We start from the raw sequence: 24,871 nt of genomic DNA, 5'->3' as shown, positions 1-24,871 counted from the left end.
AGGCGCAACACAGCCCTCCGTTTGTCAGTGTCTGCCCTTACTGTCGGTGCATGTACTACGACGAGTCAGCAGTCGAACGCTGGGCCCCCGAACCCGACAAACGCCCAGGCCGCACGGCCTTCCAACGAGACCGCGCCCGCGTACTGCACTCCGCCGCCCTGCGAAGGCTCGCCGGCAAGACCCAGGTGGTCACCCCGGGAACCCACTCCCACGCCTGGGACCCGAGCCCCCGCACCCGCCTCACCCACTCCCTGGAGTGCGCCCAGGTGGGCCGGGAACTCGGGGCGGCCCTCGGCTGCGACCCCGACCTCGTGGAGGCCGCCTGCCTCTCCCACGACCTCGGCCACCCCCCCTTCGGCCACAACGGCGAAGTCGCCCTGAACGAATTCGCCGAGGACTGCGGCGGCTTCGAGGGCAACGCCCAGTCCCTCAGGCTCCTCACCCGCATCGAGCCCAAGCGGTTCACCCCGGAGGGCTCCGTCGGCCTCAACCTCACCCGCGCCACCCTCGACGCCGCCACCAAGTACCCCTGGCCACGCGGCGCCCACCCCACCGACCCGCACTCCCCGAAGTTCGGTGTCTACGAGGACGACCGCCCCGTCTTCGACTGGGTCCGCAAGGACGCCCCCGGCACCCGCACCACCTTCGAGGCCCAGGTCATGGACTGGTCCGACGACGTGGCGTACTCCGTGCACGACGTCGAGGACGGCCTGCACGCCGGCCACATCGACCCCAACTGCCTGCACGCCGAGCCGGAACGCCAGGCGGTCTTCCAGGTCGCCGTCGGCCGGTACGTCCCCGAGGACACCGACCCCGGGGAGCTGTCCGCGGCCCTCGACCGGCTCCAGGACCAGGAGTGGTGGCCGCACGGCTATGACGGTTCGGCCGTCGCCCAGGCCCGTCTCAAGGACGCCACCAGCCAGCTCATCGGCCGTTTCTGCCTGGCCGCCGAGAGCGCCACGCGCGCGGCGTACGGCGACGGACGGCTCTCCCGCTACGACGCCGAACTCGTCGTACCGCACGAGACCCGCCTGGAGTGCGCGGTCCTCAAGGCCGTCGCCGACCGGTACGTCATGCAGCGCGCCGAGCAGGAGCGGCTCCGCGCCGACCAGCGGATCGTGGTCGCCGAACTCGCCGAGGCGCTCACCGCCCGCGCGCCCGAGGGGCTGGACCCGCAGTTCCGGGCCCTGTTCGACACGGCCGACGACGACCGCGCCGCCAAGCGCGTGATCGTCGACCAGATCGCCTCCCTGACGGACGCGTCGGCGCGCTCCCTGCACGCGCGGCTCACGCACCGGGCGTAGCGCCCGCCGCGCCCGCTGCCCGCCCTCACCCGCGCGGGACGGGTGAGGCTCAAGAGGCGAACGGGCACTCGAAAGTGACCCTGCGTGGCCTGATCGGGTCACCCCCTCTTCCCGCATCACGCTGCGTGCGGGACGCTCATGTGGCGGCACCCTTAAGAGGAGGCATCAAGTGGTCGACGCGGATCAGACATTCGTCATCGTCGGAGGAGGACTCGCCGGCGCGAAGGCGGCCGAGACCCTTCGCGCGGAGGGCTTCACCGGGCGGGTGATACTGATCTGCGACGAGCGCGACCACCCGTACGAACGACCGCCCCTGTCCAAGGGCTACCTCCTCGGCAAGGAGGAGCGCGACAGCGTCTTCGTGCACGAACCCGCCTGGTACGCGCGCAACGACATCGAGCTGCACCTCGGCCAGACCGTCGACGCGATCGACCGTACGGCGAAGACGGTGCGGTTCGGCGAGGACGGCACCGTCGTCCACTACGACAAGCTGCTGCTGGCCACGGGTGCCGAGCCGCGCCGCCTGGACATCCCCGGCACCGACCTGGCAGGCGTCCACCATCTGCGTCGCCTCGCGCACGCCGAGCGCCTCAAGGGCGTCCTCGCCTCCCTCGGCCGGGACAACGGACACATCGTGATCGCCGGCGCCGGCTGGATCGGCCTGGAGGTCGCGGCGGCGGCCCGCGAGTACGGCGCCGAGGTCACGGTCGTCGAGCACAACCCGACCCCGCTGCACGGAGTGCTGGGCCCCGAGCTGGGCGGTCTCTTCGCCGAGCTGCACCGGGAGCACGGGGTGCGGTTCCACTTCGGGCGACGGCTGACGGAGATCGTCGGCCAGGACGGCATGGTGCTGGCCGCGCGCACCGACGACGGCGAGGAACACCCCGCGCACGACGTCCTCGCGGCGATCGGAGCGGCCCCTCGGATCGGCCTCGCGGAGGCGGCGGGCCTGGAGATCGCCGACCGCGCCCACGGCCGCGGCGTCGTGGTCGACGAACGTCTGCGCACCTCCGACCCCGACATCTACGCCGCCGGTGACGTCGCCTCCTTCCCGCACGCCCTCTTCGACACCCGGCTGCGGGTGGAGCACTGGGCCAACGCGCTGAACGGAGGGCCGGCGGCGGCGCGGGCGATGCTCGGGCAGGACGTCACGTACGACCGGGTGCCGTACTTCTTCTCCGACCAGTACGACCTGGGGATGGAGTACTCCGGGTGGGCGCCCGCGGGGTCGTACGACGAGGTGGTGATCCGGGGGGACGCGGGGAAGCGGGAGTTCATCGCCTTCTGGATGAAGGACGGGCGGGTGCTGGCGGGGATGAACGTGAACGTGTGGGACGTCACAGAGCCGATTCAGCAATTGATCCGGTCCGGGGCGCGGGTCGACACGGAGGCCTTGGCGGATCCCCACGTCGCGCTTGACGGACTGATCGCCTAGGCGTCTGCCCGGTTGCGTCGTCTCGTGGGGCGCCACAGCTCGCGCCGGATGTGTCAGTCCGCCCCCGTAGAATTCACGCGTGGCAGGACGGATCAACGACGAGGACGTGAAGGCGGTACGGGACGCGGTCCCGATCGACGCCGTGGTGTCCGAGTACCTCCAGCTGCGTAACGCGGGCGGCGGGAACCTCAAGGGGCTGTGCCCCTTCCACGACGAGAAGTCGCCGTCCTTCCAGGTCAGCCCGAGCAAGGGACTCTTCCACTGCTTCGGCTGCCAGGAAGGCGGCGACACCATCACGTTCGTGATGAAGGTCGACCACCTCACCTTCTCCGAGGCGGTCGAGCGCCTCGCCGCCCAGGCCGGCATCACCCTGCGCTACGAGGAGGGCGGGTACAACCCCTCCCACCAGCGCGGCGAGCGCATCCGCCTGGTCGAGGCCCACAAGATCGCCGCCGAGTGGTACGCCGAGCAGCTGGCGACCAGCCCCGAGGCCGACACCGGCCGGATCTTCCTCGCCGAACGCGGCTTCGACCAGGCCGCCGCCGTGCACTTCGGCGTCGGCTACAGCCCCCAGGGCTGGGACCACCTCACCCGCTTCCTGCGCGGCAAGGGCTTCACCGACAAGGAGATCCTCCTGTCCGGCCTGGCGCAGGAGGGGCGCCGAGGTCCCATCGACCGCTTCCGGGGCCGGCTCATGTGGCCGATCCGCGACATCGGCGGCGACGTGGTCGGCTTCGGCGCGCGCAAGCTGTACGAGGCGGACAACGGGCCGAAGTACCTGAACACCCCCGACACGGCGATCTACAAGAAGTCCCAGGTCCTCTACGGCATCGACCTCGCCAAGAAGGACATCGCCAAGGCCAGCCGAGCGGTCGTCGTCGAGGGCTACACCGACGTCATGGCCTGCCACCTGGCCGGCGTCACCACCGCCATCGCCACCTGCGGCACGGCCTTCGGCGGCGACCACATCAAGATCCTCCGCCGGCTGCTGATGGACAACGGCTCGGCCCGCGTCATCTTCACCTTCGACGGCGACGCGGCCGGCCAGAAGGCGGCCCTGCGCGCCTTCGAGGACGACCAGAAGTTCGCCGCGGAGACGTACATCGCCATCGCGCCGGACGGCATGGACCCCTGCGAACTGCGCCTGGCGAAGGGCGACGACGCGGTCGCCGACCTGGCCGAACCGCGCACCCCGCTGTTCGAGTTCGCACTCCGCCAGATCGTCCTCCGCTACGACCTGGACACCCCGGCGGGCCGTGCCTCCGCACTGGACGAGGCGGCCCCGATCGTCGCCCGCATCAAGAACAGCGGCGCCCAGCACGAGGTCGCCGTCCAGCTCGCGGGCATGCTCGGCATCCTGGACACCCAGTTCGTGGTCAAGCGGGTGGCCCAGCTGGCGCGTTGGGCGAGGGACCGGGGCGGCCGCGGCCCGGCGCCGGCCTCCCGCGACCCGCAGCAGCCGTACGACGCCGCCCCCGCGTCCCGCACCTCCGGCCCCGCCCTGACCCTGCGCAACCCCGTCTACGCCACCGAACGCGAACTCCTCAAACTCGCCCTCCAGCGCCCCGAGCTGGTCTCCCCGGCGTTCGACGCGTACGGCGTCGACGAGTTCACCGCGGCGCCCTACGCCGCCGTACGCCAGGCGATCATGGACGCGGGCGGCGCGGAGTACGGCATCCAGGACGCTCAGGAGTACCTGGTCCGCGTCCGGGACGCCGCCCCCGACGACCAGGTCCGCGCGATGGTCACGGAGCTCGCGGTCGAGGCGATCATGCGCAGGACGGTCGACGAGAACTACGCCGGCGAACAGCTCGTCACCGTGCGACGGCGCGCAGTAGAGCGCCGGGTCCGTGACATCCAGAGCCAGCTGACCCGGCTGGGCGCGGGCGGCGACCCGGCCCAACTGGCCGCCGTGCAGAACGAGCTGTGGGTGTTGCAGCAGTACGACCAGGCGCTACGCGTCCAGGGCGCCGCCGCCCTCTGAGCGCCCCGCGAAGGTCGGCGTCACCGCCCGGATCAGCCGGTCCACGAAGGCCTGCTCGTCGTCGGCGTACTGCGGGTACTCGACGACGAAGTGGTTCCACTCGACGTACCGCAGCAGCTCCACCACGTCGTCGAGGGTGACGTACTGCCGGCTGGGGTAGGGCCACTCGCCCGTGAGCCGGAAGACCTCGTGCAGCAGCTCGTAGGGCAGGGGGTGGCGCTCGGCGAGCAGAACCGCGTCGTACAGGTCCTTGCCCTGCGCATAGGCGTCGTTGATCAGCCACATCATCTTCCAGGCCAGCGACAGCGCGGGTGTGGCCGCCTGCACGACGGCACCGCCGGGCAGCTCCACGAGCTCGGGCGGTTCGGGCAGCCTCTCGTTGAAGACGAAGTCGAGCTGGACGTGGCCGTCGGGCAGGCCGGGCGCGCTCCACGGCAGCACCATGCGGCGGCCGGGCACCCGCTCATAGGTCCAGATGTCCTCCACGACAGCGCCCTGCGCCGAGACCCGGACGTCGTCCCCGGACGCCTCCTGCGCGGCCCGCGCGATCCCGTCGAGCATCCGGGCGGTGCGCTGGTCGTCCATCTTCCAGGTGTGCGGTACGACGACGAAGTCCAGGTCACCGGGCTCGCGGGCGGCCTCGCCGAACCAGGCGGCCATCAGCACGCTGCCGCGCAGCACCAGCGCGTCGACCCACTCCGACCCCGCCAGTGCGGCGACGACCAGGTCCAGTGCCCGGCGCCGGGCCACCCGCCAGGCATCAGTGCGGGCGGGGTCGGTGAAGGCGGGGTCGGTGGCGCGATAGGCGTTCTGATGCTGCTTCATGGCCGGGTCGAAGACCAGGTGCTGGGTGACGTCCTCGCCGGGGACGGGGCGCAGGGTGAGGGGCAGCGCACGCTCCCTCCGGGTGGCGTCGTCCAGTTCCTCCCGGGGCATGTCACGCCACAGGTTCCAGTTCCGCCAGGACCCGCTCATCGTCGTACCCCTTGCGTCATGTCGTCCTCGATCCATCCGTCGATCCACCCGTCGTCCACGGAAAGATCGCTGTCGTACAGCACGAACTCCCGCTCCACGTCCACCACTTCGAGCCCCTTGAGCTCGGCCAGCAGCGCGTCGAGCGCAAGTCCGGCGCCCTCGGCGTCCACCCCGCGGCACCGCTGGGTCACGAACCGCTCGTGCCGCCCGGCACCGAGGACCCGCCGCGCGTTCCACGACAGATGCGCGCCGTGCGGCGCCACCTTGCCGGCCAGGACACCGAGGTCCATGTCCGCGGGCAGCCGCAGCTTCACATGGTGCTCGAAGTACTGCCCGCGGCCACAGGGCCCGGCCGGCACCTCCGGCGCCCACGGCGTCGACTCCGTCTTGACCCGTACCGGGGCGAACCCGTCCGCCCGCAGCCGCGCCACGACCTCCTCGGCGCCGGCCGTCGCCGCGGACCGCGAGGGGGAGCCGGTCAGGGTGAGCATCGGCTGCGACGGCATCCGGCCACGGGCCAGTTCGATACAGGTGAGCTTCAGACCTGCGGCGGCCGCCCATCGGCGCAGCCGTTCGGACTCGGCCGCGCTGTCGCAGCGGACCGTCACATGGGTTTCGTACAAGGATCCGGACACTGCGGAATCGTGCCAGACCGGCCCGGCGCGGGCACCCGGGTTTTGCGGGCGGCTGTACCACGCGGTCACGGACCGGACGCAAAAAGTCACCGCACGCCCCTCGTGGCGGCGATGTGTCGTACTCCACACTGGGTTCCGGTGCCTGAGTCCTCGGAGCGCGGCCGATCCGTTCCCCACGGTTCCCACACCCCCGCGGTTCCGCTCATCGCGTACGGGACGGACAGCGGCGAGGCCGCCGACTCCGCCCTCGAAGCAGCGCTGCCGTACGCCTCGGCAGCGATCATCCTGGAGGTCGCCCCCGTGCAGACCCAGACCCTCAGCCAGACCGACAGCAGTACGGACGGCACGGAGCCGGACGCGGAGACCGACGTTCTCGTCGCGGTGCCGCCGCAGAGCCGTGTCGCGCGCCACCCGGAGGCGGAGCCGGAGGTCTCGCCGGAGCCGGCGGAACCGCCCGCCGACGCCCTGGACGCCGACGCCGCCGGTGCCCCCGAGCCGGTCGAAGCACCGGTGCCGGCCCGCGCCCGTGCCGCCGACACCAGCGGCCCCTCCTCCGACCTGTTCCGCCAGTACCTGCGGGAGATCGGCCGAATCCCGCTGCTCACCGCGGCCGAGGAGGTCGAACTCGCCCGCCGGGTCGAGGCCGGCCTGTTCGCCGAGGAGAAGCTGAGCAGCACGCCCGACCTGGAGAGCCGGCTCGCCCTCGACCTGGACCGGCTGGTCGTGATGGGCCGCATGGCCAAGCGGCGTCTCATCGAGGCGAACCTGCGACTGGTCGTCTCGGTGGCGAAGCGGTACGTCGGGCGGGGCCTGACCATGCTGGACCTGGTCCAGGAGGGGAACCTGGGGCTGATCCGCGCGGTCGAGAAGTTCGACTACGCGCGCGGCTACAAGTTCTCGACGTACGCCACCTGGTGGATCCGCCAGGCCATGTCCCGCGCCCTCGCCGACCAGGCCCGCACCATCCGGGTGCCGGTCCACGTCGTCGAGTTGATCAACCGGGTCGTCCGCGTCCAGCGCCGCATGCTCCAGGAACGCGGCTACGAGCCGACGCCGGAGGAGGTGGCCGCCCACCTCGACCTCCCGCCCGAGCGGGTCAGCGAGGTGCTGCGGCTCGCCCAGGAACCGGTGTCGCTGCACGCGCCCGTGGGCGAGGAGGACGATGTCGCCCTCGGCGACCTCATCGAGGACGGCGACGCGACGTCTCCGGTGGAGTCGGCGGCGTTCCTGCTGCTCAGGGAGCATCTGGAGGCGGTGCTGTCGACGCTGGGGGAGCGGGAACGGAAGGTCGTACAACTCAGGTACGGCCTGGCGGACGGGCGCCCCCGCACGTTGGAGGAGATAGGCCGCATCTTCGGGGTGACGCGGGAGCGGATCCGGCAGATCGAGTCGAAGACCCTCAACAAGCTGCGGGACCATGCCTTCGCGGATCAGCTGAGGGGCTATCTGGACTGACGCCGGGTGCGGGTCCGGTGGGGGATGGTCGCGCAGTTCCCCGCGCCCCTGAAAAGCGGGCGTGCGGGTAACGCCCTCAAGGGGCGCGGGGAACCGCGCGACCAGCCACGACGGACCCGCAGCCGCCCGACTCAGTCCACCTCGGCCACCGCCTGAGCGAACTGCGCCTTGTACAACCGCGCATACGCCCCGTCGGCCGCCAACAGCTCCCCGTGCGCCCCCTGTTCCACGATCGAGCCGTTCTCCATCACCAGAATCGTGTCCGCGTCCCGGATCGTCGACAAACGATGCGCGATCACGAACGACGTCCGCCCGTGCGCGAGCTTCGCCATCGCCTTCTGGATCAGGACCTCCGTACGGGTGTCGACCGACGACGTGGCCTCGTCCAGCACCAGGATCACCGGATCGGACAGGAACGCCCGCGCGATCGTGATCAGCTGCTTCTCACCCGCGCTGACCCCCGACCCCTCGTCGTCGATCACCGTGTCGTACCCGTCGGGCAGCGTCCGGATGAACCGGTCGGCGTGGGCGGCCCGTGCGGCCTCCTCGATCTCGCCCCGGGACACGTCCCGGGAGGCGCCGTACGCGATGTTCTCCGCGATCGTGCCGCCGAACAGCCACGTGTCCTGCAGCACCATCCCGATCCCGGCCCGCAGCTCGTCCCGGGACATCCGGGAGATGTCGACGCCGTCGAGCGTGATGCGGCCCTCCGACACGTCGTAGAAACGCATCAGCAGGTTCACCAGCGTCGTCTTCCCGGCGCCCGTCGGGCCGACGATCGCGACCGTGTGCCCGGGGTCCACCGCCAGCGACAGGTCCTCGATCAGCGGCTTCTCGGGGTCGTACCGGAAGGACACGCCCTCCAGCGCCACCCGGCCCCGCAGCTCCTCCGGCCGGACCCCCGGCACCGGATCCGCCTCCTGCTCCTCCGCGTCCAGGAGTTCGAAGATCCGCTCGGCCGACGCGACACCCGACTGCACGAGGTTCGCCATCGACGCGACCTGCGTCAGCGGCATCGAGAACTGCCGCGAGTACTGGATGAAGGCCTGCACGTCACCGATCGACAGCGAGCCGGACGCGACCCGCAGGCCGCCGACGACCGCGACGAGGACGTAGTTGATGTTCGACACGAACAGCATCAGCGGCTGCATCACACCGCTGTTGAACTGCGCCTTGAACCCGGCCTCGTACAGCGCGTCGTTCTGCTCGGCGAACTGCTTCGCCGACTCCTCCTGCCGCCCGAACACCTTCACCAGGGTGTGCCCGGTGTACATCTCCTCGACATGCGCGTTGAGCTTGCCGGTGGAGCGCCACTGCTGCACGAAGTGCGGCTGCGACCGCTTGCCGACCCGCGTGGCGACCACGAACGACAGCGGCACGGTCACCAGCGCGACCAGCGCCAGCAGCCACGACACCCAGAACATCATCGCCAGCACACCGACGATGGTCAGCACCGAGTTGATGAGCTGCCCCATCGACTGCTGGAGCGTCTGCCCGATGTTGTCGATGTCGTTCGTCGCACGGGACAGCACCTCACCGCGCTGACGCTTGTCGAAGTACGACAGCGGCAGCCGCGACAGCTTCGCCTGCATGTCCTCGCGCATCCGGAACATCGTCCGGTTCACGGCCCGGTTCACCAGCCGCGTCGCCACCGCCATCAGCAGACCGGCGACGAGGAACACGGCGAGCGCGAACAGCAGTACGTTCCCCACCGCGCCGAAGTCGATGCCCTCGCCCGGCGTGAAGTCGGTGCCGCGCAGCATGTCGGCGACCTGGCCGTCGCCGCGCTCCCGCATCGCGGCGAGGACCTGCGCCTTGGTCATCCCGGGCTCGAACTGCCGCCCGACGATGCCCGCGAAGACCAGGTCGGTCGCCTCACCGAGGATCTTCGGCCCGGCGACCGACAGGCCCACGCTCACGATCACACAGAGCAGCAGCGCGTAGATGGTGAGCCGCTCCGGCTTGAACTGCGCGACGAGCCGTTTGCCGGACACCTTGAAGTCCAGCGAGCGCTGATCAGGACCGCCCCCGGCCATCATCCGTCCCATGGGCCCGGCCATCAGGCAGCCTCCGCTTCCGTCAGCTGGGAGAGCACGATCTCCCGGTAGGTCTCGTTGTCCGCCATCAGCTCGTGGTGCCGGCCCGTGCCGACGACCCGCCCCTCGTCGAGGACGACGATCCGGTCCGCGTCCCGGATGGTCGCCACCCGCTGGGCGACGATGACGACGGTCGCCTCGGCGGTCTCCCGCGCGAGCGCCGCCCGCAGCGCCGCGTCGGTGGCGTAGTCGAGGGCGGAGAAGGAGTCGTCGAAGAGGTAGATCTCCGGGCGCTGTACGAGGGTCCGCGCGATGGCGAGGCGCTGGCGCTGACCGCCGGAGACGTTCGTGCCGCCCTGCGCGATGGGGGAGTCGAGCCCGTTCTCCAGCCGCTCCACGAACTCCTTGGCCTGCGCCACCTCCAGCGCGTGCCACAGTTCCTCGTCCGTTGCGTCCGGATTGCCGTAGCGAAGGTTGGTCGCCACGGTCCCGGCGAACAGGTAGGGCTTCTGCGGGACGAGGCTGACGGTCTTCGCCAGCAGCCGGGGATCGATCGCCGACACGTCCTCGCCGTCCACGAGCACCCGCCCGTCGGTCGCGTCGAACAGCCGGGGGACGAGCCCCAGCAGGGTCGACTTCCCGCTGCCCGTCGAGCCGATCACGGCCGTCGTCTCACCCGGCAGCGCGACCAGGTCGATCGCCTTCAGCACCGGCTCCTCGGCACCCGGATAGCGGAAGCCCGCGCCCCGGATCTCCAGATGACCGTGCCGGCGCAGCTCCCGCACGGGCGCCACGGGCGGTACGACACTCGACTCCGTGCCCAGGACCTCCTGGATGCGCTCGGCGCACACCTCCGCGCGCGGCACCATCATGAACATGAAGGTGGCCATCATCACGGACATCACGATCTGCATGAGATAGGCGAGGAACGCGGTCAGGTCACCGATCTGCATCCCGCCGCTGTCGATGCGGTGCGCCCCGAACCAGACCACCGCGATGGACGACAGGTTCACCACCGTCATCACGATCGGGAACATCAGCGCGAGCAGCCTGCCGGTGCCCATCGCCATGTCGGTGAGGTCGGCGTTGGCCTTACGGAACCGCTGCTGCTCGTACTCGTCGCGCACGAACGCGCGGATCACCCGGTTGCCGGTGATCTGCTCGCGCAGCACCCGGTTCACCGTGTCGAGCCGCTCCTGCATGCTCCGGAACAACGGCCGCAGCCGCCGTACGATCAAGGTCACGCTGATGCCGAGGACGGGCACGACCGCGACCAGCACGGCGGACAGCGGCACGTCCAGACCGAGGGCCAGCACGACGCCGCCCACGCACATGATCGGCGCCGACACCATCAGCGTGAACGTCATCAGCGCCAGCATCTGCACCTGCTGGACGTCATTGGTCGTCCGGGTGATCAGCGAGGGCGCGCCGAAGTGGCCGACCTCCCGCGCCGAGAACGACTGCACCCGGTCGAAGACGGCGGCCCGCATGTCCCGGCCGAGCGCCGACGCGGTCCGGGCGCCGTAGTACACGGCGCCGATGTTGCACACGACCTGCGCCAGCGAGATGCCGATCATCAGGGCGCCGTAGGACAGGATGTAGCCGGTGTCGCCGTTGACGACGCCCTGGTCGATGATGTCCGCGTTCAGCGTGGGCAGGTAGAGCGTGGCGCAGGTCTGCAGGAACTGCAGCAGCACCAGCCAGGCGAGGGGTTTTCGGTAGGGCCTGAGGTAGGTCCGCAGAAGTCGTATGAGCACGCTGCTTCTCTCGGAGTGGGCGGATCGTCGATCGGGGGCATTTGGTTGCCCTTGGCCCCTATCGTCGAACACTCCACCCGCGTTACCTCAACCGATTAGGCCGTCAGCGCGGCCTCGTACGGCCTTACGGGTACGACTCCTACCGGTTTCTTACGTTCCGCTCCGTCGGCCCTACGCCCGGAACGCCCCGGGATGCGTCTGCTCCCGCACCGACACGAACTGCTGCCGCACCGCCTGCCCCACGGCCAGCTCCTCGCCCGGCTCCAGGACCTGCGCGGCCGCACCCTGCCAGACCGGCGGCGTACGCGGATCGAGCGTGCCCTGCGACACACCGAGCGCCCAGGCGGCCTGCCGGGCCGCGCCGATCGCCGCGTAGTCCGCGGGCTGCGGTACGACGACCTGCGCGCCGAAGAGCATCGGCGCAGCCGCCTGCACGGCGGGCAGCTCGGCCGCCGCCCCCAGCAGGAAGATCCGCCGCACCTCGACGCCCCGGCCGCGCAGCACGTCCAACGCGTCCGCCAACCCGCACAGCATGCCCTCGAACGCGGCCCGCGCCAGATGCTCCGGCTTCATCGACTCCCGCCGCAGCCCCGCCAGCGTGCCCGCGGTGTGCGGCAGACTCGGCGTCCGCTCACCCTCCAGATACGGCAGCAGGACCAGCCCGTGCGCCCCCGGCGTCGACTTCATCGCCAGATCGGACAGCCCCTCCAGATCGGGCACCCCGAGCAGTTCCGCCGCGCCGCGCAGGGTCCGTACGGCATTGAGGGTGGTGACGACCGGGAGATGCATGCCGGTCGCGTCGGCCAGGGAGGTGATCATCCCGGAGCTGTCGACGAGCGCCTCGGGATGCACGGCCATGACAGAACCCGACGCCCCGAGCGACACGACCGCGTCCCCCAGCCCGATGCCGAGCCCGAACGCGGCGGCCATGGTCTCGCCGGTCCCGGCGGAGATGAGAAGCCCTTCCGGGGTCGTACCGGCCGCCTCCGCCGGCCCGATCACCTCGGGCAGCATCGCCTGATGGCCGAGCGCCAGCTCGACGAGATCACCGCGGTAGGCGCCGGTGGCCGCGGACCAGTACCCCGTCCCGGAGGCCCCGCCCCGATCTGTGGTCCTTCTCACGGGCCGCCCGAGCAGCTGCCACACCAGCCAGTCGTGCGCCTGCATGAGGACGGCGGCGCGTACGGCGTTCTCCGGCTCGGTCTTCGCCATCCACCGCAGCTTGGTCACCGGCTGCGCGGCCTGCGGCACACACCCCACGGCCTGCGCCCACGCCTCCCGGCCGCCCAGCGCGTCGACCAGATCGGCTGCCGCCACCTGCGCCCGCTTGTCGCCGCCGACCATCGCCGGACGCACGGTGTTGCCCTGCGCGTCGAGCGGGACCACCGCGTTCTGCTGCGCCGACACCCCGATGGCCTGCACACCTTCGAGCAGCCCGCCGCCGGCCGCCTCCCCGAGGGACAGCAGCCAGGCCTGCGGATCGACGTCGGAAGGCCGGGCGCCGCCGCCCTCCGGCGCGTCCACCGGATGCGGGGCGTACCCCTGCCTGAGCACGGCCCCTGAGTCCGTGTCGCATACGACGATGCGCGTGAAATCGGGCGAACTGTCCAGCCCGGCGACTATCCCCATGGCCCAAATTGTGCCGTAGCGCTGCGCTGGCTTGGGCCGTGGGCGTGGTGGGGGTTCGGGGCGGCTTTCGGCTGCGGGTTCGGTGGGGGCTGGTCGCGCTCCGTGGCGGAGCCGCATATCGACACAGCCCCGCGCCCCTGGGGGCGTGCAGTCTCCGGAGCCCAGGAGGTGCTGCCGATCCATGCGCCCAAGACGTACCCCCTACGTGTTGCTGGTTCCCCAGTCGTCCTCGGCGCCTCCGTTGTGGGCGCTGCGTTCTCGTAGGGAGCGGACTCGGGCGGCCACCGTCTCCGGGACCCGGTCGCCGACCTTCTCGCTGACCGTGTGGTAGGCCTTGCCCGCGAAGTGGCGGCCCTGCTGGGCGGCCGACTCGGCGGTGTTGCGGACGGCGGGGTTCTGGGAGATCTCCCGGGCCGTCTTCTTGAGCTGCTCGTAGCGCTCGCGTCCGGCGCGTGTGCCGAGCACGTAACCGACGGCGAGTCCGATGACGAACGTGAGCCGGTAGCGCATGGCTGCCACCCTTCCCTTGCGTAGGTCCCTGGTGCGGCGTCGGTGCCGGGGGGAACCGATTGGCGGAGCACCCCCCTGCTTGCGCTAATGTATGTGTCGCAGCGAGCGCACGCCCCCTGGCGAATACCCAGGTAGGTACGTTCGATGCAAAACGAGACCTTCCTCGGTAGCTCAATTGGCAGAGCAGCCGGCTGTTAACCGGCAGGTTACTGGTTCGAGTCCAGTCCGGGGAGCTCGGTCCTCCGTAGCTCAATTGGCAGAGCAGCCGGCTGTTAACCGGCAGGTTACTGGTTCGAGTCCAGTCGGGGGAGCATCCTGAACGAGGGCCCCGTAGGGGTCCTTTTTCATGTTCGGGTTCATCTCCTGGAACCGTGCAGGTCGCAGGGGAGTCCTTCAGGGCATGCGAAGTCGACCACACGAAGCAGGAGATCGTATGAGCGGCTATGCTGCGGCAGACGGCGCGCACACATGTACGCGACACGCCGCTATGGGGCGGTAGCTCAGCCGGTTAGAGCAGCGGACTCATAATCCGTCGGCCGTGGGTTCGAGTCCCACCCGCCCCACCACAGCAGAAACGTCCCGACCTGCGGAAACGTTGTTGCAATGCCGGTCGGACAGCGGCGTTCGCTGCACGAACGCTGCACCGACCCGCCGTAAGCTCCTTCGCATGGCTTACATCAGGACCAATGAGCGCCTTGGCGGTGACCCCTCCTACACCGTGATGTGGCGAGCCGGCGGCTCCCGAACGGGCAAGACTCGGCGAGAGACCTTTGATGACGAGGATGTGGCGAAACGTTTCCGCGACCTCGTCAATGGTCACGGACAGCAATGGCCGCCGGGTTGGGTGAAGGGGGTCGGATTCGTCGAGCCGGACGAGGACTCTGTGCCGGACTCGGAAATGTTCCGGGTGTACGCCCATGCTCACGTAGCACTGCTGACTGATATATCGGACCACACGCGAATCAACTACACCCGGTTCATCGACCGCCACATGATCCCCTGGTTCGGAGAGCTATCGGTCTCCAGTCGGGGACCCAAGATCACCCGCGACCACGTCAGCCAGTGGATCCTGGACCTCAAGGACGGGAAGCCCGGCCCGCTCCACCCGCCGGGAACCAAGCGTCGCGCCTACGCGCGGAAGACGATCGCCAACCTGCACGGGCTGCTCTTCGGCATCCTCCAGTCGGCCGTTGACGCCGATCCGGCGCTGCGCGACTCGAACCCGTGCGCGCACACCAAGCTGCCCAAGGGGAACGACACCGAGGACGACGAAGTGTTCCTCGAACCTGAGGAGTTCGCACTCCTGCGGAAGCACATACGTGCCGACGCGGTGGACATCGTGGACGTCCTGGTGAGCACCGGCCTCCGATGGGGTGAGGTCACAGCACTTCAACGCAAGGACCTCACGCTCCTGTCCAAGAGGCCGACGATGCGCGTCCAGCGCGCTTGGAAGAGGCGGGGCGAGGGCGGCGGGACCTTCCTGGGCGCGCCGAAGACGAAGAAGTCGCGCAGGACGCTCGTGCTCACCCCCGACCAGGTGACGCTGTTTCAGCGGCTCATCATGGGTAAGGGCCCGTCCGACCTGATCTTCACGGCTCCCGAAGGCGGCGCCTGGCACTCCGGCGTCTTCTACGCGCACCGCTGGAAGCCGGCCCTGGACGCGGCCAACGCCGCCGGTCTCACCAAGCGTCCGCGTATCCACGATCTGCGCCATACTCATGCGTCGTGGCTGATCGCCGGCAAGGTCCCGCTGCCCGTGATTCAGGCGCGCTTGGGCCACGAGTCGATCACGACCACGGTCGATCGGTACGGACACCTGCTGGCATCCTCGGACGACGAGGTCGTGGCAGCCGTCGAGTGGGCGATGGCCGCGACGGTGTCACAAGCCCTTGCCGAAGCTGCCTGAGAGCTCGGCCGGGTAGACGCCTGGCTGCTATCGGTACCTGTAGTTCGAAACCTCGCCGACGCTGGTCCGACCCATCTTCGCCTGGGTCGGGCCGAGTGCCCGGGGGCGTCGGTCCACCGTTTGACGGCTGGTCGACATGCCTCAGAAGAGCGGGGGACTGGGGGACCTCCTGCTTGTCCTCCGTTTCGGTCCCTGGGCGTGCGCACCCGGACCTTGTAGTCGCCAGGTCCTGAGGTTCTCGGCGTCGCTCGAATCAGAGTTCAGCCGCCGCCGACACCCGCGGGACTGCACGGCCACGCCTCGCTCCCGCGTCCGCCGAGGCGCTGGCGCGCTGGCTTCCTGCGGTTGGCTTCGACAATGTCAGTCGGCCCCGTTCGACAACCTTGGGTTCTAGAGGTGGTCGCAACACCAGACCCTGAGGGGTGTTGCATTGACCAAGCCGCGGCGGAACTACAAGAAGCGTGGACCTGCCCCTTTGGCGGAGAAGCGTGACCAATACCTTCGGCTCATGGCGCAGGGATTGAGCAACTCAACTGCGTGCCGCGAGGTGGGCATCAACCGCAAGACGGGGAACCGCTGGCGGTACGGACGGAAGGTCGTCGATCGGTCCGGACGCGAGCACGTCTACCCGCCCATCACCGAGGAGCGGGACACCGGCGAGGGCTCGCCGCGGTTCCTGTCGGAGGAGGAGCGGATCGTCATCGCCGACCTGCTGCGGGCCAAGAAGTCCCTGCGCTCCATCGCCCGTGAGCTCGGCCGGGACCCGGCCACGATCAGCCGTGAGGTGCGCCGCAACCGCGACCCGCGCACCGACAAGTACCACCCGTTCCAGGCCCAACGCCGAGCCGGCGTGCGCCGCGCTCGCTCCAAGGAAGGCAAGATACGGCGCGACCCGGAGCTGAAGGAGTTCATCCAGCAGCACCTCGACCGGCGCTGGAGCCCCGAGCAGATCAGCCAGGTCCTGCGCTCGGTTTTCCCGGACGAGCCGGACCGCCACCTGGCCCACGAGACCATCTAGTCCTTTTAGGCCCCGGTCTCCTATCTCTGACCCACGGTGCAAGGTAAAGCCACGTCCGCTACCGGTTCCGGCGACGTGCAGCGGGGTCGCGCTCCGCGACGTGCCGGGCAACCGCGTCGACGCCGGGGCGGGCGTACCGCTCCAGGGAACGGACGGAGGCGTGGCGGGAGCGGGCCAGCAGCATCGGGGTGGAGGTGCCGCCCTCGTTCACCTCATTGAGGACGAGGTGAACGACCTCCAGACCGAGGAACTACCCGCGGTTCGAGTCATAGCCCCACCGAGCCCTGCCGTCCTTGCCCATGAAGCACTTGGCAGGACGTCCGTCTCCGGCGACGCCAAGCGCGTCGACAGGGGAGCAGGCGTATCCGAACTGGATGCCTACCTGGCCGTCGGAGTCCTGGCCGCCTGGCCCGTCAGTGTGGTCTTCCTCTTCCTCTGCCTCCGGTGGTGCGGGCTGTTCCGTTTCCTCCGCCGGTGGGTCATCGGGCGGAGAGACGGTTTCAGTCACTGTCACAGCAGGGCGTGGCGAGGGCTCTGACCCCAGCTCGTCGGCGTCGCACTTGTAGACAAAGAAGGCGATGATGAGGCCGAGTACGACGATGCCTATGCAGCTGTCACTGGCATCGTTGTTTCTGGATCTACCCAAGGTGTTGTTCCCATATTGTCGGCTGCGGAGGCATGTCGCCCTCGGGGGATCAGGCGAGGTCGACGAGGGAGGGCGCCACCTCGGCCTCCAGGTCGTACTCCTCGAACTCCCACAGCACGATGTTCGCGTGTTTAGGCACGCGGTACACGAACTTCATCTCGTCCTTGAAGCCAGGCTGCAGCTGAGCGTTGCACTCGGGGTTCCCCTGGACGTCGGACAGGTCCTCGATCGTGTCGAAACGCCGGTCCTGGTCATCGATCAGCGCATTGACGATGGGCAGCGAGCACGTGAGGTCCATGCTGGCCTTGGTCTCGTTGCGGACGACAGTCTCAAGGACCACATACTTGGCGTCTGCGCCGGCCTGTTTGACGGCTCCGTCGAAGGTGATGCTGTTGGCCTCTCGGACCTTCTTGATCGTGACGACGGTGCCTCGATTGCGCGCCTCCTCCCCGACCTTGAACTGGGCTTCGGCAGGCGCCTCAGTGCCGGCTTCGCCGCTGGTCGCTCCTCCTGCCGCGAGGACCTTGTCGCCTGCTTCGTCAACGGCCTGCGACCACTGTTCGTCCGTGAGGTCGGCGCAGGCGTCGGGCCGGGAGTCCGGGGTGTCGGCACCATTGACCTGGTCGATCATCAGGTCGAAGACGGCGTCCGCGCACGCTTTGCTGATGCCGGTTTCGGTGGCGGCAGGCTCGGCTGCGCTCGGTGCGGCGGTCGGCTTGCTGTCATTGCCACTGCCGCACGCGGTGAGGCTGGCTATGAGCAGCGCGGCGGTAGCCATCGTTCGGGCGTTCATGGTCTCCCTAGGAGTCGCGAATCGCTGGACATCATCCACCTTGTGCTGAGGTTATGGGGAGAGCCTGTCGAACCAAGCCCACCAAGCCCGAGCGGGGGCAGGTCGTTGACCTGCCCCCGCTCGGCTGCGGTACGACACCTACCGCCGAGGACTGTCAGATGTGCCTGGCACGATGCCTGGCATGAGCCCGACACCAGCGCTGACACAGAGGACCCTGACCGCACGTGGCTTCCACGGCTTCGTGCCGTTCCATGAACTGCCCGGCAGTAACGTCCCCACCGGGCACGGAATCTACGTGGTGATCCGCACGGACGCCTCACCCCCGTCGTTCCTCCCCACCAGCCCTGCCGGGCACCTCAAGGGCCGCGACCCGTCTGTAACCGTCGACAAGCTCGGCGATGCCTGGGTGGACGGGGCAACGGTCGTGTACATCGGCAAGGCTGCAGGCCGGGACGGACTGAATCAGAGGCTTGCCGACTACCGCCGCCACGGCACCGGTCTGCTGGCCGGCCACTGGGGCGGCCGCTACATCTGGCAGCTGGCCGACTCGGACGCACTGCTCGTCGCCTGGCGGCCGATGACCGAGGAAGACGCGGGCGAGGCCGAGCAGGACCTGATCGACGAGTTCAAAGAACTCCACGGAGGAGCACTGCCCTTCGCCAACCTCAGGAACAACGCCCGAAAGACTCCGGAGACAGACGCCGGCCTCAACTAATCCCGGTCACCCTTGTACCGCGCCCCAGATGCTGCGCGCCAGCGGCCCCTGGGCGCGGTACAGGAAGGCGAGCATGACCCCGCCGTGCTGCACTCTGATTCACCAAGATCATCCCGTGGCGGTCTTGGGGTGACCTTGGCTGAACCCCCTACCTCGGCGACACCCCTACTGCTGCCCGCCAGCCCTTCGGAGCACGTCACCGACGCTCCGGTAGGAGTCGATTCTGTGCTGGGCGCGGCGGGCGCGTTCCTCTGAATCCTTTACGAAGAGGGCCTGCCGTCCAGGGTGGTAGGTACTGACCACCTCTAGCGCCCGGTCCTGGACGGCGCAGGGGTGCGTCTTGAGCAGGCGGCGCCACACGTCCTGGGCTTCGTTGCCCTGGAGAAGCACGACCTCGGTCTTCGGCATCAATTCCAGCAGCTGGCGCAGGACCTCAACGCCGGCCTGGAGCTCGGCCGCCTTCGGTGAGCGGTTGATGTACCAGGGGTAGGCGTTCCAAGGGGTGACGTCTCGCGGCGCGATCCCCACCCCCTCGAAGATCTGGGCCTGAAGCTCCGCTGTCGGATCGTCGTTCTCGACGCACAGGAACCCGGAGCCGACGCCGTCCAGCGTTTTGGGGCCCGGATCCCGCAGAACGGACAAGACGCGCGCCTCCGCTCCCCCGTGCCAGGGGGCAACGTGCGGCATCCAGCCGCGCCCGTCCTGGTCACGCAAGGCGTCGACCATCTCGTTGATCGGACGCACATGGGTGGCGTAGCGTCCCTGCTCCTGCTCTATCCGGAACGCCTCGTCACGCATCCGTCTTGCCATGCTTCCTCCAACAAACACAGGCTTACACCATCGCGGGGACCCTACTGGGCAGGTCTGACAGTGAGGATGTACGCGGCATCGCTCGGGGGTCTGACTCTGGGTCTGACTGGCGCTTCGGCTGCCTGTGCGTTGAATCGTCGGCCCGCGGGTGATGCCACTGCGTGTACTCGCGGGCGTCCGTGACCTCATAGGAGCTTGGCCACCAGCCCCTTCACTGTCTTGTCCGTCTGCCCGGGCAGCACGCGCTGTTCGCAGCCTCAGAGGGAAGGACGGCGGAGCCGAGCATGACAGCGCCCGAGATAGCGGTGATCGGCGGAATCGACACCCATACGGACGTCCACCAAGCCGCAGTGATCGACTCGGTCGGCCGTCGCTTGGACACGCAGTCCTTCGCAACGAACTCGGCCGGATACGAGCAACTGCTGGCCTGGCTCCGCTCCCAGGGCGAGGTCATCGCGGTCGGGATGGAGGGCACCGGAGCCTACGGCGCCGAACTCGCCCGGTTCCTGACCACGAACGGCATCACGGTCGTGGAGGTCGACCGCCCGGACCGCAGGGCCAGGCGGGCTCACGGCAAGTCCGATCCGATCGACGCCTACGCCGCGGCCACCGCGGTCCTGTCCGGCCGGGCGAGCGGAACTCCGAAGAGTCGGGACGGGATCGTGGAAGCGATCCGTGCTCTGCGCGTGGTCCGCAAGAGCGCGGTCAAGGGCCGGACGCAGACCATCAACCAGATCCGCGCTCTGATGGTCACTGCTCCCTCCGCCCTGCGAGACAAGCTGCGTGGACTGCCCACCGGCCTTCTGATCGACACCCTCGCCCGGACCCGGCCGGCCGGTGACCTCGCGGACCCGGCCTGCGCGGCCAAGACGGCACTTCGCCGCCTGGCCAGGCGCTACCAGGCCCTTCAGCAGGAGATCAAAGAGGCCGACGCGGACCTCGTTCCCCTCGTGACCCGGGCGGCCCCCAGTCTCGTCGCCCTGCCCGGAGTGGGAATCGAGACGGCCGGCCAACTGCTGATCACCGCAGGAGACAACCCCGACCGGCTCAGATCCGAAGCGTCCTTCGCCCACCTGTGCGCCGCGGCTCCGGTCCCGGCCTCGTCGGGCCGCACCAACCGCCACCGCATCAATCGCGGCGGAGACCGACACGCCAACAGCGCCCTCTACACCATCGTCCTGGTCCGCATGCGGTACGACCAGCGGACACGGGACTATGTGGCCAGACGCACTGCCGAGGGCATGTCCACCAAGGACATCATGCGGTGCCTCAAGAGGTTCGTCGCCCGCGAGATCTACAGGCACCTCATGAGCACCAGCACCCTGCGCACAGCAGGCTCGGCCAGAGCAAAATCATGACGCCGACCGGTTACCGTCCGAGTCACCGGAATCGAGCGACGTGGCCGCAACCAGACGCTCGACGAACGCCTGGAAGTCCGCGGCCAGCGGGAGCTCCGTGCCGTCGTCCACGTCGAACCACGTCACGGACGGCTCCCCGTGCTTCCCGCACCTCCGATAGTCCAGAGCGATCCAGCAGTGACCATCACCGGACAACAGAACCAGAGGGGACGGAAGACCCCACTCCTCGACCAGATACGCCGTGTCCAGCAAGGACACCTGGCCGTCGTGACGGCCGATGCCCATCATCTCGTCGAGCGGAACGTGATTCTCGCTCCATGACGTCGGCACATCGGTCGGGAACGCGTTCCACAACTCCGCCACCACACCGCCGTTCTGGACCCGCAGGATCTCCAGCAACGAAGCCGGCAGACGGACACCGAGCCGACGCTCGGCATCCTGAACGACCGCGTCGGTCAACGGCGGCTGAACCCCGTACCGACCCTCGCCCCAGAACATCGCCTTGACCTCATCAAACCGCGCCACGAACGCATCCTATGGACCCCACCCACGGGCTTGACGATCTATAGGAGCTTCAACGCAGACTGCTCGGCCGACCTTGCCTCCACATACACAAAGGACGAGTGGCGAAGGGCGTGATGGAGGCTGCGGGCAGCCCTCCTGTTGACATGAAGCCCTGAGCGTCACAGAGAGCTACACGCCACCTGGCCGTAGCTATACGAAAGCAGGGCCTTATAGACCGCGTGCCGGGCGGAGCAGCCCTGTGCGGAACAGGTTGGAGGCGGCGGCTTCAATTTCGGCGCGGGCCGCGGACGGGAAGACCGACCGCCGATGGGTGTTCGCGACCACCGCCTGGTCCAGGCTGCCGTGGGCCGAGACTGAGTGGAAGATCTCCAAGTCCTCCCGGCCGAACAGCAGGAACCCTTCCTCGGTCCGCGTGTCCTCGATGGCCAGCCAGTGGGCCTGCCACCCCCACTGCACGTACGAGGGGATGGTCAGGCGGTCCGGCAGCTCTGCGAGGTGGTCGACCGCGTCGGCCGCCGGGTGGTCTCTGTGCCAGTAGATCAGGGCCCAGGGCCCCTGGTGCAGGCGCTTGTCCAAGGCCTGGGCCCAGTGGCAGTCCGGGCAGTGGACGACGGGCTGCCCGTCGAACCTCCGGTCGTAGTCCGCGGCCGGGCGGTGCAGCGCGGCAGTTCGGTACGCGTTCATCGGGCCTCTGCGACGGTCGGGGTGGGGTGCACTGGGGTGCGGGGACGGGGCAACTCTGCGGTCAGCACGAGGTCGAGCCGCTTGTCCATGTCGAGCCGAAAAGTACCGTACGGGTTGATGTTCGACCAGAACAGCGCGGTCAGGCCGCGCCGGTCCTCGACGCTCAGCCTGTTCGCCCACTTCGGCTCGGCCAGGACCTGCTGGAGCAGCAGGGTGTTGACGTGCACGAGGCTGGACTGGAGCAGGTGCAGGGCGAGCATCGATGTCTCGGCGTGCTCCTTGTCGGGGCCGGTCAGGGCGCCGTCCTTGCCGTAGTGGATCATGGTGTTCGCGCTGTTCCAGTTCTCCACGACCTGGAGCCCGCCGTGGATCTCGCGGCGCAGGCCGGGGCTGGCCAGGTAGTCGCAGGCGAAGACCGTGCGCACTGCGCGGCCGAGTTCTTCGAGGGCGGCGTAGGTGGGGTGCTTGGGTCCGCCGCGGGTGAAGCGCCGCAGCACCTGCTCCGCCTCCGCCGTCCCCAGGCGGAGCGCGGTCGCGTACTTGACCATCTGGTCGTACTGCTGCTCGATCAGCTCCCAGCGGATCGGCCGGGTCAGCGAGGCGCCGAGCGCCGGCCAGCCGGGCGGGGTGTCGTCCGGGCGGTACAGGCGGATGCTGCCGATGTTCTTGAGCCGGGGCAGCAGGCGGAAGTTGAGTAGCTCGGTGAAGGCGAACCCGACCACGCTCGCGCCGTGGGTGTCGACGTAGTTCGACTCGATCTCGGCGTCCGTGCAGTGCCGCAGCAGCCCCTCGATCATCGCCGCGACCTCGGACGACGAACAGCTCTTGAGCTGGTAGTAGATGCAGACGTTCTTCTTCTCGACGTGCCAGTAGATCATCACGCCGTTGCCGCCGTAGCGGGCGTGGTACTCGGTCATGAAGTTGCTGGACCAGGACCCGAACTTCTTCGAGTCCGACGCGCACGCCGTGCCCTGACCCCACCAGGCGGCGTCCCGGGCCGCGAAGGTGCCGTTCACGAGCCGGGTGACGGCGGCGCGGAGGTTGTCGACGGTGACGAAGTGCCGGCGCACGTGGCGCAGGGTGGCTTCGGTCTCGCCGTGCTCGCCGGTGGCCACGATCGCCCGGATGCCCATGTTGGTGCCCAGGGCGAACAGCGCGAGCAGCAGGCGCCGCTGGAGGGTCGTGCGGTCGATGCGCTCGTAGGCGGCGACCGAGGTGAACTCGTCGGTGAAGCCGGTGAGGAAGTCGGCGTTCTTCAGCACGTCCAGGAGGTCGAGGACGCCCCACCGTCGTACGACCTCGTCCTTGAGGGCCGCCAGGCCCGTGGGCTCGTCCAGTGGCTCCAGCTTGGGCACGGTGATCCACGGCTCGCCCTTGCGGGCGGTGACCTTCACCCCGCCCGCCGAGCCCTCCGCGAGCGCGGCCGACAGCCGGTCCAGGCCGTCCGTCATCCGCAGCTTCAGCCCGGCGATGAACTCCTTGGGGTCCTCGGGCTGGCGGATCGCGGCGTAGTGCACGGTGCGGGCCGACTCGAAGTCGCCGGGCAGGTCGTCCTCCGGGTTGCCCCACCGCCTGGCGCCCTCGATGTAGATCTCCCGGCGGCGGATCGCGTCCCGCAGCGCCACCAGGACGCACAGCTCGTACGGGATGCGCTCGACGCGGCCCTTGTCGTCGACGACCGCCTCCCGCCAGTCCTTGCGGACGACGCCGTCCATCGGCACCACGTCGCCGAAGATCAGGGCGTCTTGGTCGGGCGGGCCGAAGCTATGCACTGCGTCATCGAGCCTCGCGTACGGGAGGTACTGCATCGCGTACCACAAGTTGCCCGGCTCCAGACTGGCCGCCAACGGGGCCGGGGTCGGTGACGGTTTCGGCTCGGCGTACCAGTCGGGCAGCAGATCGGTGGATTCTGCCGGGCGTTCGGGCTGCTGCAGCTTCCTCGCCACCGGGATCTGAGCCGCCACCTGTTTGCCCAGATGGGTCCAGTCGTAGACGTGCTCGGCGGTGTCGATCTCATTGCGGAAGCGAGCCACGATCCTGCTGTCGGCCGAGATTTCGCGGTGGATGCATGGCCCGGCGGACCACGTCGTCGGCGTCCGAGCTTTCAGCGACTCCAGTGACTCCACCAGGGCAGAGTGGTCCAGACTTACATCACCCAACGGGACATGACAGCTCTCGGAAAGCTTTCCTGCGTTGCCCAGCATGTTGAGTCGCTAGACTGAGCGAGCCTGCCCACATGCCGTTCGCGTGTCAGGGACTGGCGGTGGTGTCAGTGCGACGTGGTGGGGGACGGGTGTCTGACTTCGTTGAGTTCGAATTCGACAACGGTACGGCTGTGTTGATCGAAGTCTGGCCAACTGATGGGCCAAGTGGCGCGGTGGACGCAGAGTTCCAGCTCCCTGGAGGAGCTGCGGTGGAACCCGTGGGGCTCGGCGCCCGGGTGGTGCAGCAGGCAGGTCAGACTCTGAACGACGCCCTGGCGCCTCTGGTTCCGGTCCTGCAGGGACTGCATGACCAAGTGACCCGACTGCCCCGGGCTCCGCAGGAGCTGTCGGTGGACTTCGGTATCAAGCTGACGGCCGGGCTCAAACTGGCGGTGGTGAGCGGAGGAGAGGCGAGTTTCAACGTCTCTGCGACGTGGCGGCTGGGTGATAACGCCGCCGACTCCGCCAGCGAGTGACGCGCGAGCGATTGTT

Annotated in this window: 22 protein-coding genes and 3 tRNA genes; 12 read left to right on the top strand and 13 right to left on the bottom strand. The window is 69.1% G+C overall.

Annotated elements, in window-relative coordinates; all coding sequences use genetic code 11:
• The first annotated feature begins 50 nt into the window (after positions 1-50).
• From ACZ4UU_RS43370 to dnaG, 3 genes are all read left to right on the top strand, one after another.
• Complete coding sequence (locus ACZ4UU_RS43370; protein WP_471908957.1) at positions 51-1,304, top strand: deoxyguanosinetriphosphate triphosphohydrolase; 1,254 nt, start codon at positions 51-53, stop codon at positions 1,302-1,304.
• Between the two features lie 169 nt (positions 1,305-1,473).
• A complete protein-coding gene (locus ACZ4UU_RS43365; protein WP_471908956.1) occupies positions 1,474-2,739 on the top strand; it encodes an NAD(P)/FAD-dependent oxidoreductase in 1,266 nt (421 codons plus the stop codon).
• Positions 2,740-2,818: 79 nt separating this feature from the next.
• Complete coding sequence (gene dnaG, locus ACZ4UU_RS43360) at positions 2,819-4,723, top strand: DNA primase (protein WP_471908955.1); 1,905 nt, start codon at positions 2,819-2,821, stop codon at positions 4,721-4,723.
• On the opposite strand, the gene ACZ4UU_RS43355 is transcribed toward dnaG, so the two are convergent.
• Both ACZ4UU_RS43355 and ACZ4UU_RS43350 read right to left on the bottom strand, forming a co-directional pair.
• Positions 4,694-5,698, bottom strand: coding sequence for a nucleotidyl transferase AbiEii/AbiGii toxin family protein (locus tag ACZ4UU_RS43355; RefSeq protein ID WP_471908954.1), 1,005 nt, complete (start codon positions 5,696-5,698; stop codon positions 4,694-4,696). The two genes, dnaG and ACZ4UU_RS43355, sit on opposite strands and share 30 nt — an antisense overlap.
• Complete coding sequence (locus ACZ4UU_RS43350; RefSeq protein ID WP_471908953.1) at positions 5,695-6,333, bottom strand: hypothetical protein; 639 nt, start codon at positions 6,331-6,333, stop codon at positions 5,695-5,697. Before ACZ4UU_RS43350 ends, ACZ4UU_RS43355 begins: the two co-directional genes overlap by 4 nt.
• Before the next feature lie 138 nt (positions 6,334-6,471).
• Between ACZ4UU_RS43350 and ACZ4UU_RS43345 the strand changes: the two genes are divergently transcribed.
• Entirely contained in the window at positions 6,472-7,788 is a 1,317-nt protein-coding gene (locus ACZ4UU_RS43345) for an RNA polymerase sigma factor (protein ID WP_471908952.1), read from the top strand.
• Between the two features lie 131 nt (positions 7,789-7,919).
• Here ACZ4UU_RS43345 and ACZ4UU_RS43340 read toward each other — a convergent pair whose 3' ends face one another.
• The 4 genes from ACZ4UU_RS43340 to ACZ4UU_RS43325 form a co-directional block, all read right to left on the bottom strand.
• A complete protein-coding gene (locus tag ACZ4UU_RS43340) occupies positions 7,920-9,848 on the bottom strand; it encodes an ABC transporter ATP-binding protein (protein ID WP_471908951.1) in 1,929 nt (642 codons plus the stop codon).
• A complete protein-coding gene (locus tag ACZ4UU_RS43335; protein ID WP_471908950.1) occupies positions 9,848-11,581 on the bottom strand; it encodes an ABC transporter ATP-binding protein in 1,734 nt (577 codons plus the stop codon). Before ACZ4UU_RS43335 ends, ACZ4UU_RS43340 begins: the two co-directional genes overlap by 1 nt.
• 171 nt (positions 11,582-11,752) lie before the next feature.
• Entirely contained in the window at positions 11,753-13,210 is a 1,458-nt protein-coding gene (locus ACZ4UU_RS43330) for a xylulokinase (RefSeq protein WP_471908949.1), read from the bottom strand.
• A 201-nt stretch (positions 13,211-13,411) separates the two neighbouring features.
• Positions 13,412-13,720 (bottom strand): YtxH domain-containing protein, encoded by a 309-nt coding sequence (locus ACZ4UU_RS43325; RefSeq protein WP_471908948.1) that lies wholly within the window; start codon positions 13,718-13,720, stop codon positions 13,412-13,414.
• Between the two features lie 160 nt (positions 13,721-13,880).
• Between ACZ4UU_RS43325 and ACZ4UU_RS43320 the strand changes: the two genes are divergently transcribed.
• From ACZ4UU_RS43320 to ACZ4UU_RS43300, 5 genes are all read left to right on the top strand, one after another.
• Positions 13,881-13,953 (top strand) — tRNA-Asn (locus ACZ4UU_RS43320).
• Between the two features lie 5 nt (positions 13,954-13,958).
• A tRNA-Asn gene (locus tag ACZ4UU_RS43315) sits at positions 13,959-14,031 on the top strand.
• A 178-nt stretch (positions 14,032-14,209) separates the two neighbouring features.
• Positions 14,210-14,286, top strand: a tRNA-Ile gene (locus ACZ4UU_RS43310).
• Positions 14,259-15,626 (top strand): tyrosine-type recombinase/integrase, encoded by a 1,368-nt coding sequence (locus tag ACZ4UU_RS43305; RefSeq protein WP_471908947.1) that lies wholly within the window; start codon positions 14,259-14,261, stop codon positions 15,624-15,626. The genes ACZ4UU_RS43310 and ACZ4UU_RS43305 overlap by 28 nt, the downstream gene beginning before the upstream one ends.
• A 508-nt stretch (positions 15,627-16,134) precedes the next feature.
• Positions 16,135-16,644, top strand: coding sequence for a transposase (locus ACZ4UU_RS43300; protein WP_471908946.1), 510 nt, complete (start codon positions 16,135-16,137; stop codon positions 16,642-16,644).
• Positions 16,645-16,702: 58 nt separating this feature from the next.
• On the opposite strand, the gene ACZ4UU_RS43295 is transcribed toward ACZ4UU_RS43300, so the two are convergent.
• Genes ACZ4UU_RS43295 through ACZ4UU_RS43285 form a run of 3 tightly spaced genes read right to left on the bottom strand, consistent with a single transcriptional unit; the run spans position 16,703 to position 18,122 of the window.
• A complete protein-coding gene (locus ACZ4UU_RS43295; RefSeq protein ID WP_471908945.1) occupies positions 16,703-16,855 on the bottom strand; it encodes a PmrA in 153 nt (50 codons plus the stop codon).
• Positions 16,856-16,894: 39 nt separating this feature from the next.
• Positions 16,895-17,290, bottom strand: coding sequence for a hypothetical protein (locus ACZ4UU_RS43290; protein ID WP_471908944.1), 396 nt, complete (start codon positions 17,288-17,290; stop codon positions 16,895-16,897).
• A gap of 49 nt (positions 17,291-17,339) precedes the next feature.
• Positions 17,340-18,122, bottom strand: a complete 783-nt coding sequence (locus ACZ4UU_RS43285; RefSeq protein WP_471908943.1) for a hypothetical protein — start codon at positions 18,120-18,122, stop codon at positions 17,340-17,342.
• A 142-nt stretch (positions 18,123-18,264) separates the two neighbouring features.
• Here ACZ4UU_RS43285 and ACZ4UU_RS43280 point away from each other — a divergent pair, with 142 nt between their 5' ends.
• Positions 18,265-18,798, top strand: coding sequence for a hypothetical protein (locus ACZ4UU_RS43280; protein WP_471908942.1), 534 nt, complete (start codon positions 18,265-18,267; stop codon positions 18,796-18,798).
• Positions 18,799-18,963: 165 nt separating this feature from the next.
• Here ACZ4UU_RS43280 and ACZ4UU_RS43275 read toward each other — a convergent pair whose 3' ends face one another.
• Positions 18,964-19,608, bottom strand: a complete 645-nt coding sequence (locus ACZ4UU_RS43275) for a uracil-DNA glycosylase (protein WP_471908941.1) — start codon at positions 19,606-19,608, stop codon at positions 18,964-18,966.
• Positions 19,609-19,892: 284 nt separating this feature from the next.
• On the opposite strand from ACZ4UU_RS43275, the gene ACZ4UU_RS43270 reads away from it, so the two are divergent.
• Positions 19,893-20,966, top strand: coding sequence for an IS110 family RNA-guided transposase (locus tag ACZ4UU_RS43270; RefSeq protein ID WP_471908940.1), 1,074 nt, complete (start codon positions 19,893-19,895; stop codon positions 20,964-20,966).
• On the opposite strand, the gene ACZ4UU_RS43265 is transcribed toward ACZ4UU_RS43270, so the two are convergent.
• From ACZ4UU_RS43265 to ACZ4UU_RS43255, 3 genes are all read right to left on the bottom strand, one after another.
• Positions 20,961-21,491, bottom strand: a complete 531-nt coding sequence (locus ACZ4UU_RS43265) for an SMI1/KNR4 family protein (RefSeq protein ID WP_471908939.1) — start codon at positions 21,489-21,491, stop codon at positions 20,961-20,963. The two genes, ACZ4UU_RS43270 and ACZ4UU_RS43265, sit on opposite strands and share 6 nt — an antisense overlap.
• A gap of 207 nt (positions 21,492-21,698) precedes the next feature.
• On the bottom strand, positions 21,699-22,175 hold the full coding sequence (locus ACZ4UU_RS43260) for a hypothetical protein (protein WP_471908938.1): 477 nt from the start codon (positions 22,173-22,175) through the stop codon (positions 21,699-21,701).
• A complete protein-coding gene (locus tag ACZ4UU_RS43255) occupies positions 22,172-24,208 on the bottom strand; it encodes a Tn3 family transposase (RefSeq protein WP_471908937.1) in 2,037 nt (678 codons plus the stop codon). The genes ACZ4UU_RS43260 and ACZ4UU_RS43255 overlap by 4 nt, the downstream gene beginning before the upstream one ends.
• A 260-nt stretch (positions 24,209-24,468) precedes the next feature.
• On the opposite strand from ACZ4UU_RS43255, the gene ACZ4UU_RS43250 reads away from it, so the two are divergent.
• Complete coding sequence (locus ACZ4UU_RS43250; RefSeq protein WP_471908936.1) at positions 24,469-24,855, top strand: CU044_2847 family protein; 387 nt, start codon at positions 24,469-24,471, stop codon at positions 24,853-24,855.
• The last annotated feature ends 16 nt before the right edge of the window (positions 24,856-24,871 follow it).

The sequence above is a fragment of the Streptomyces sp. NPDC028907 genome (assembly GCF_055564995.1).
The sequence above is the reverse complement of the archived record's forward strand: the minus strand, read 5'-3'. Positions and strand labels throughout refer to the sequence as shown.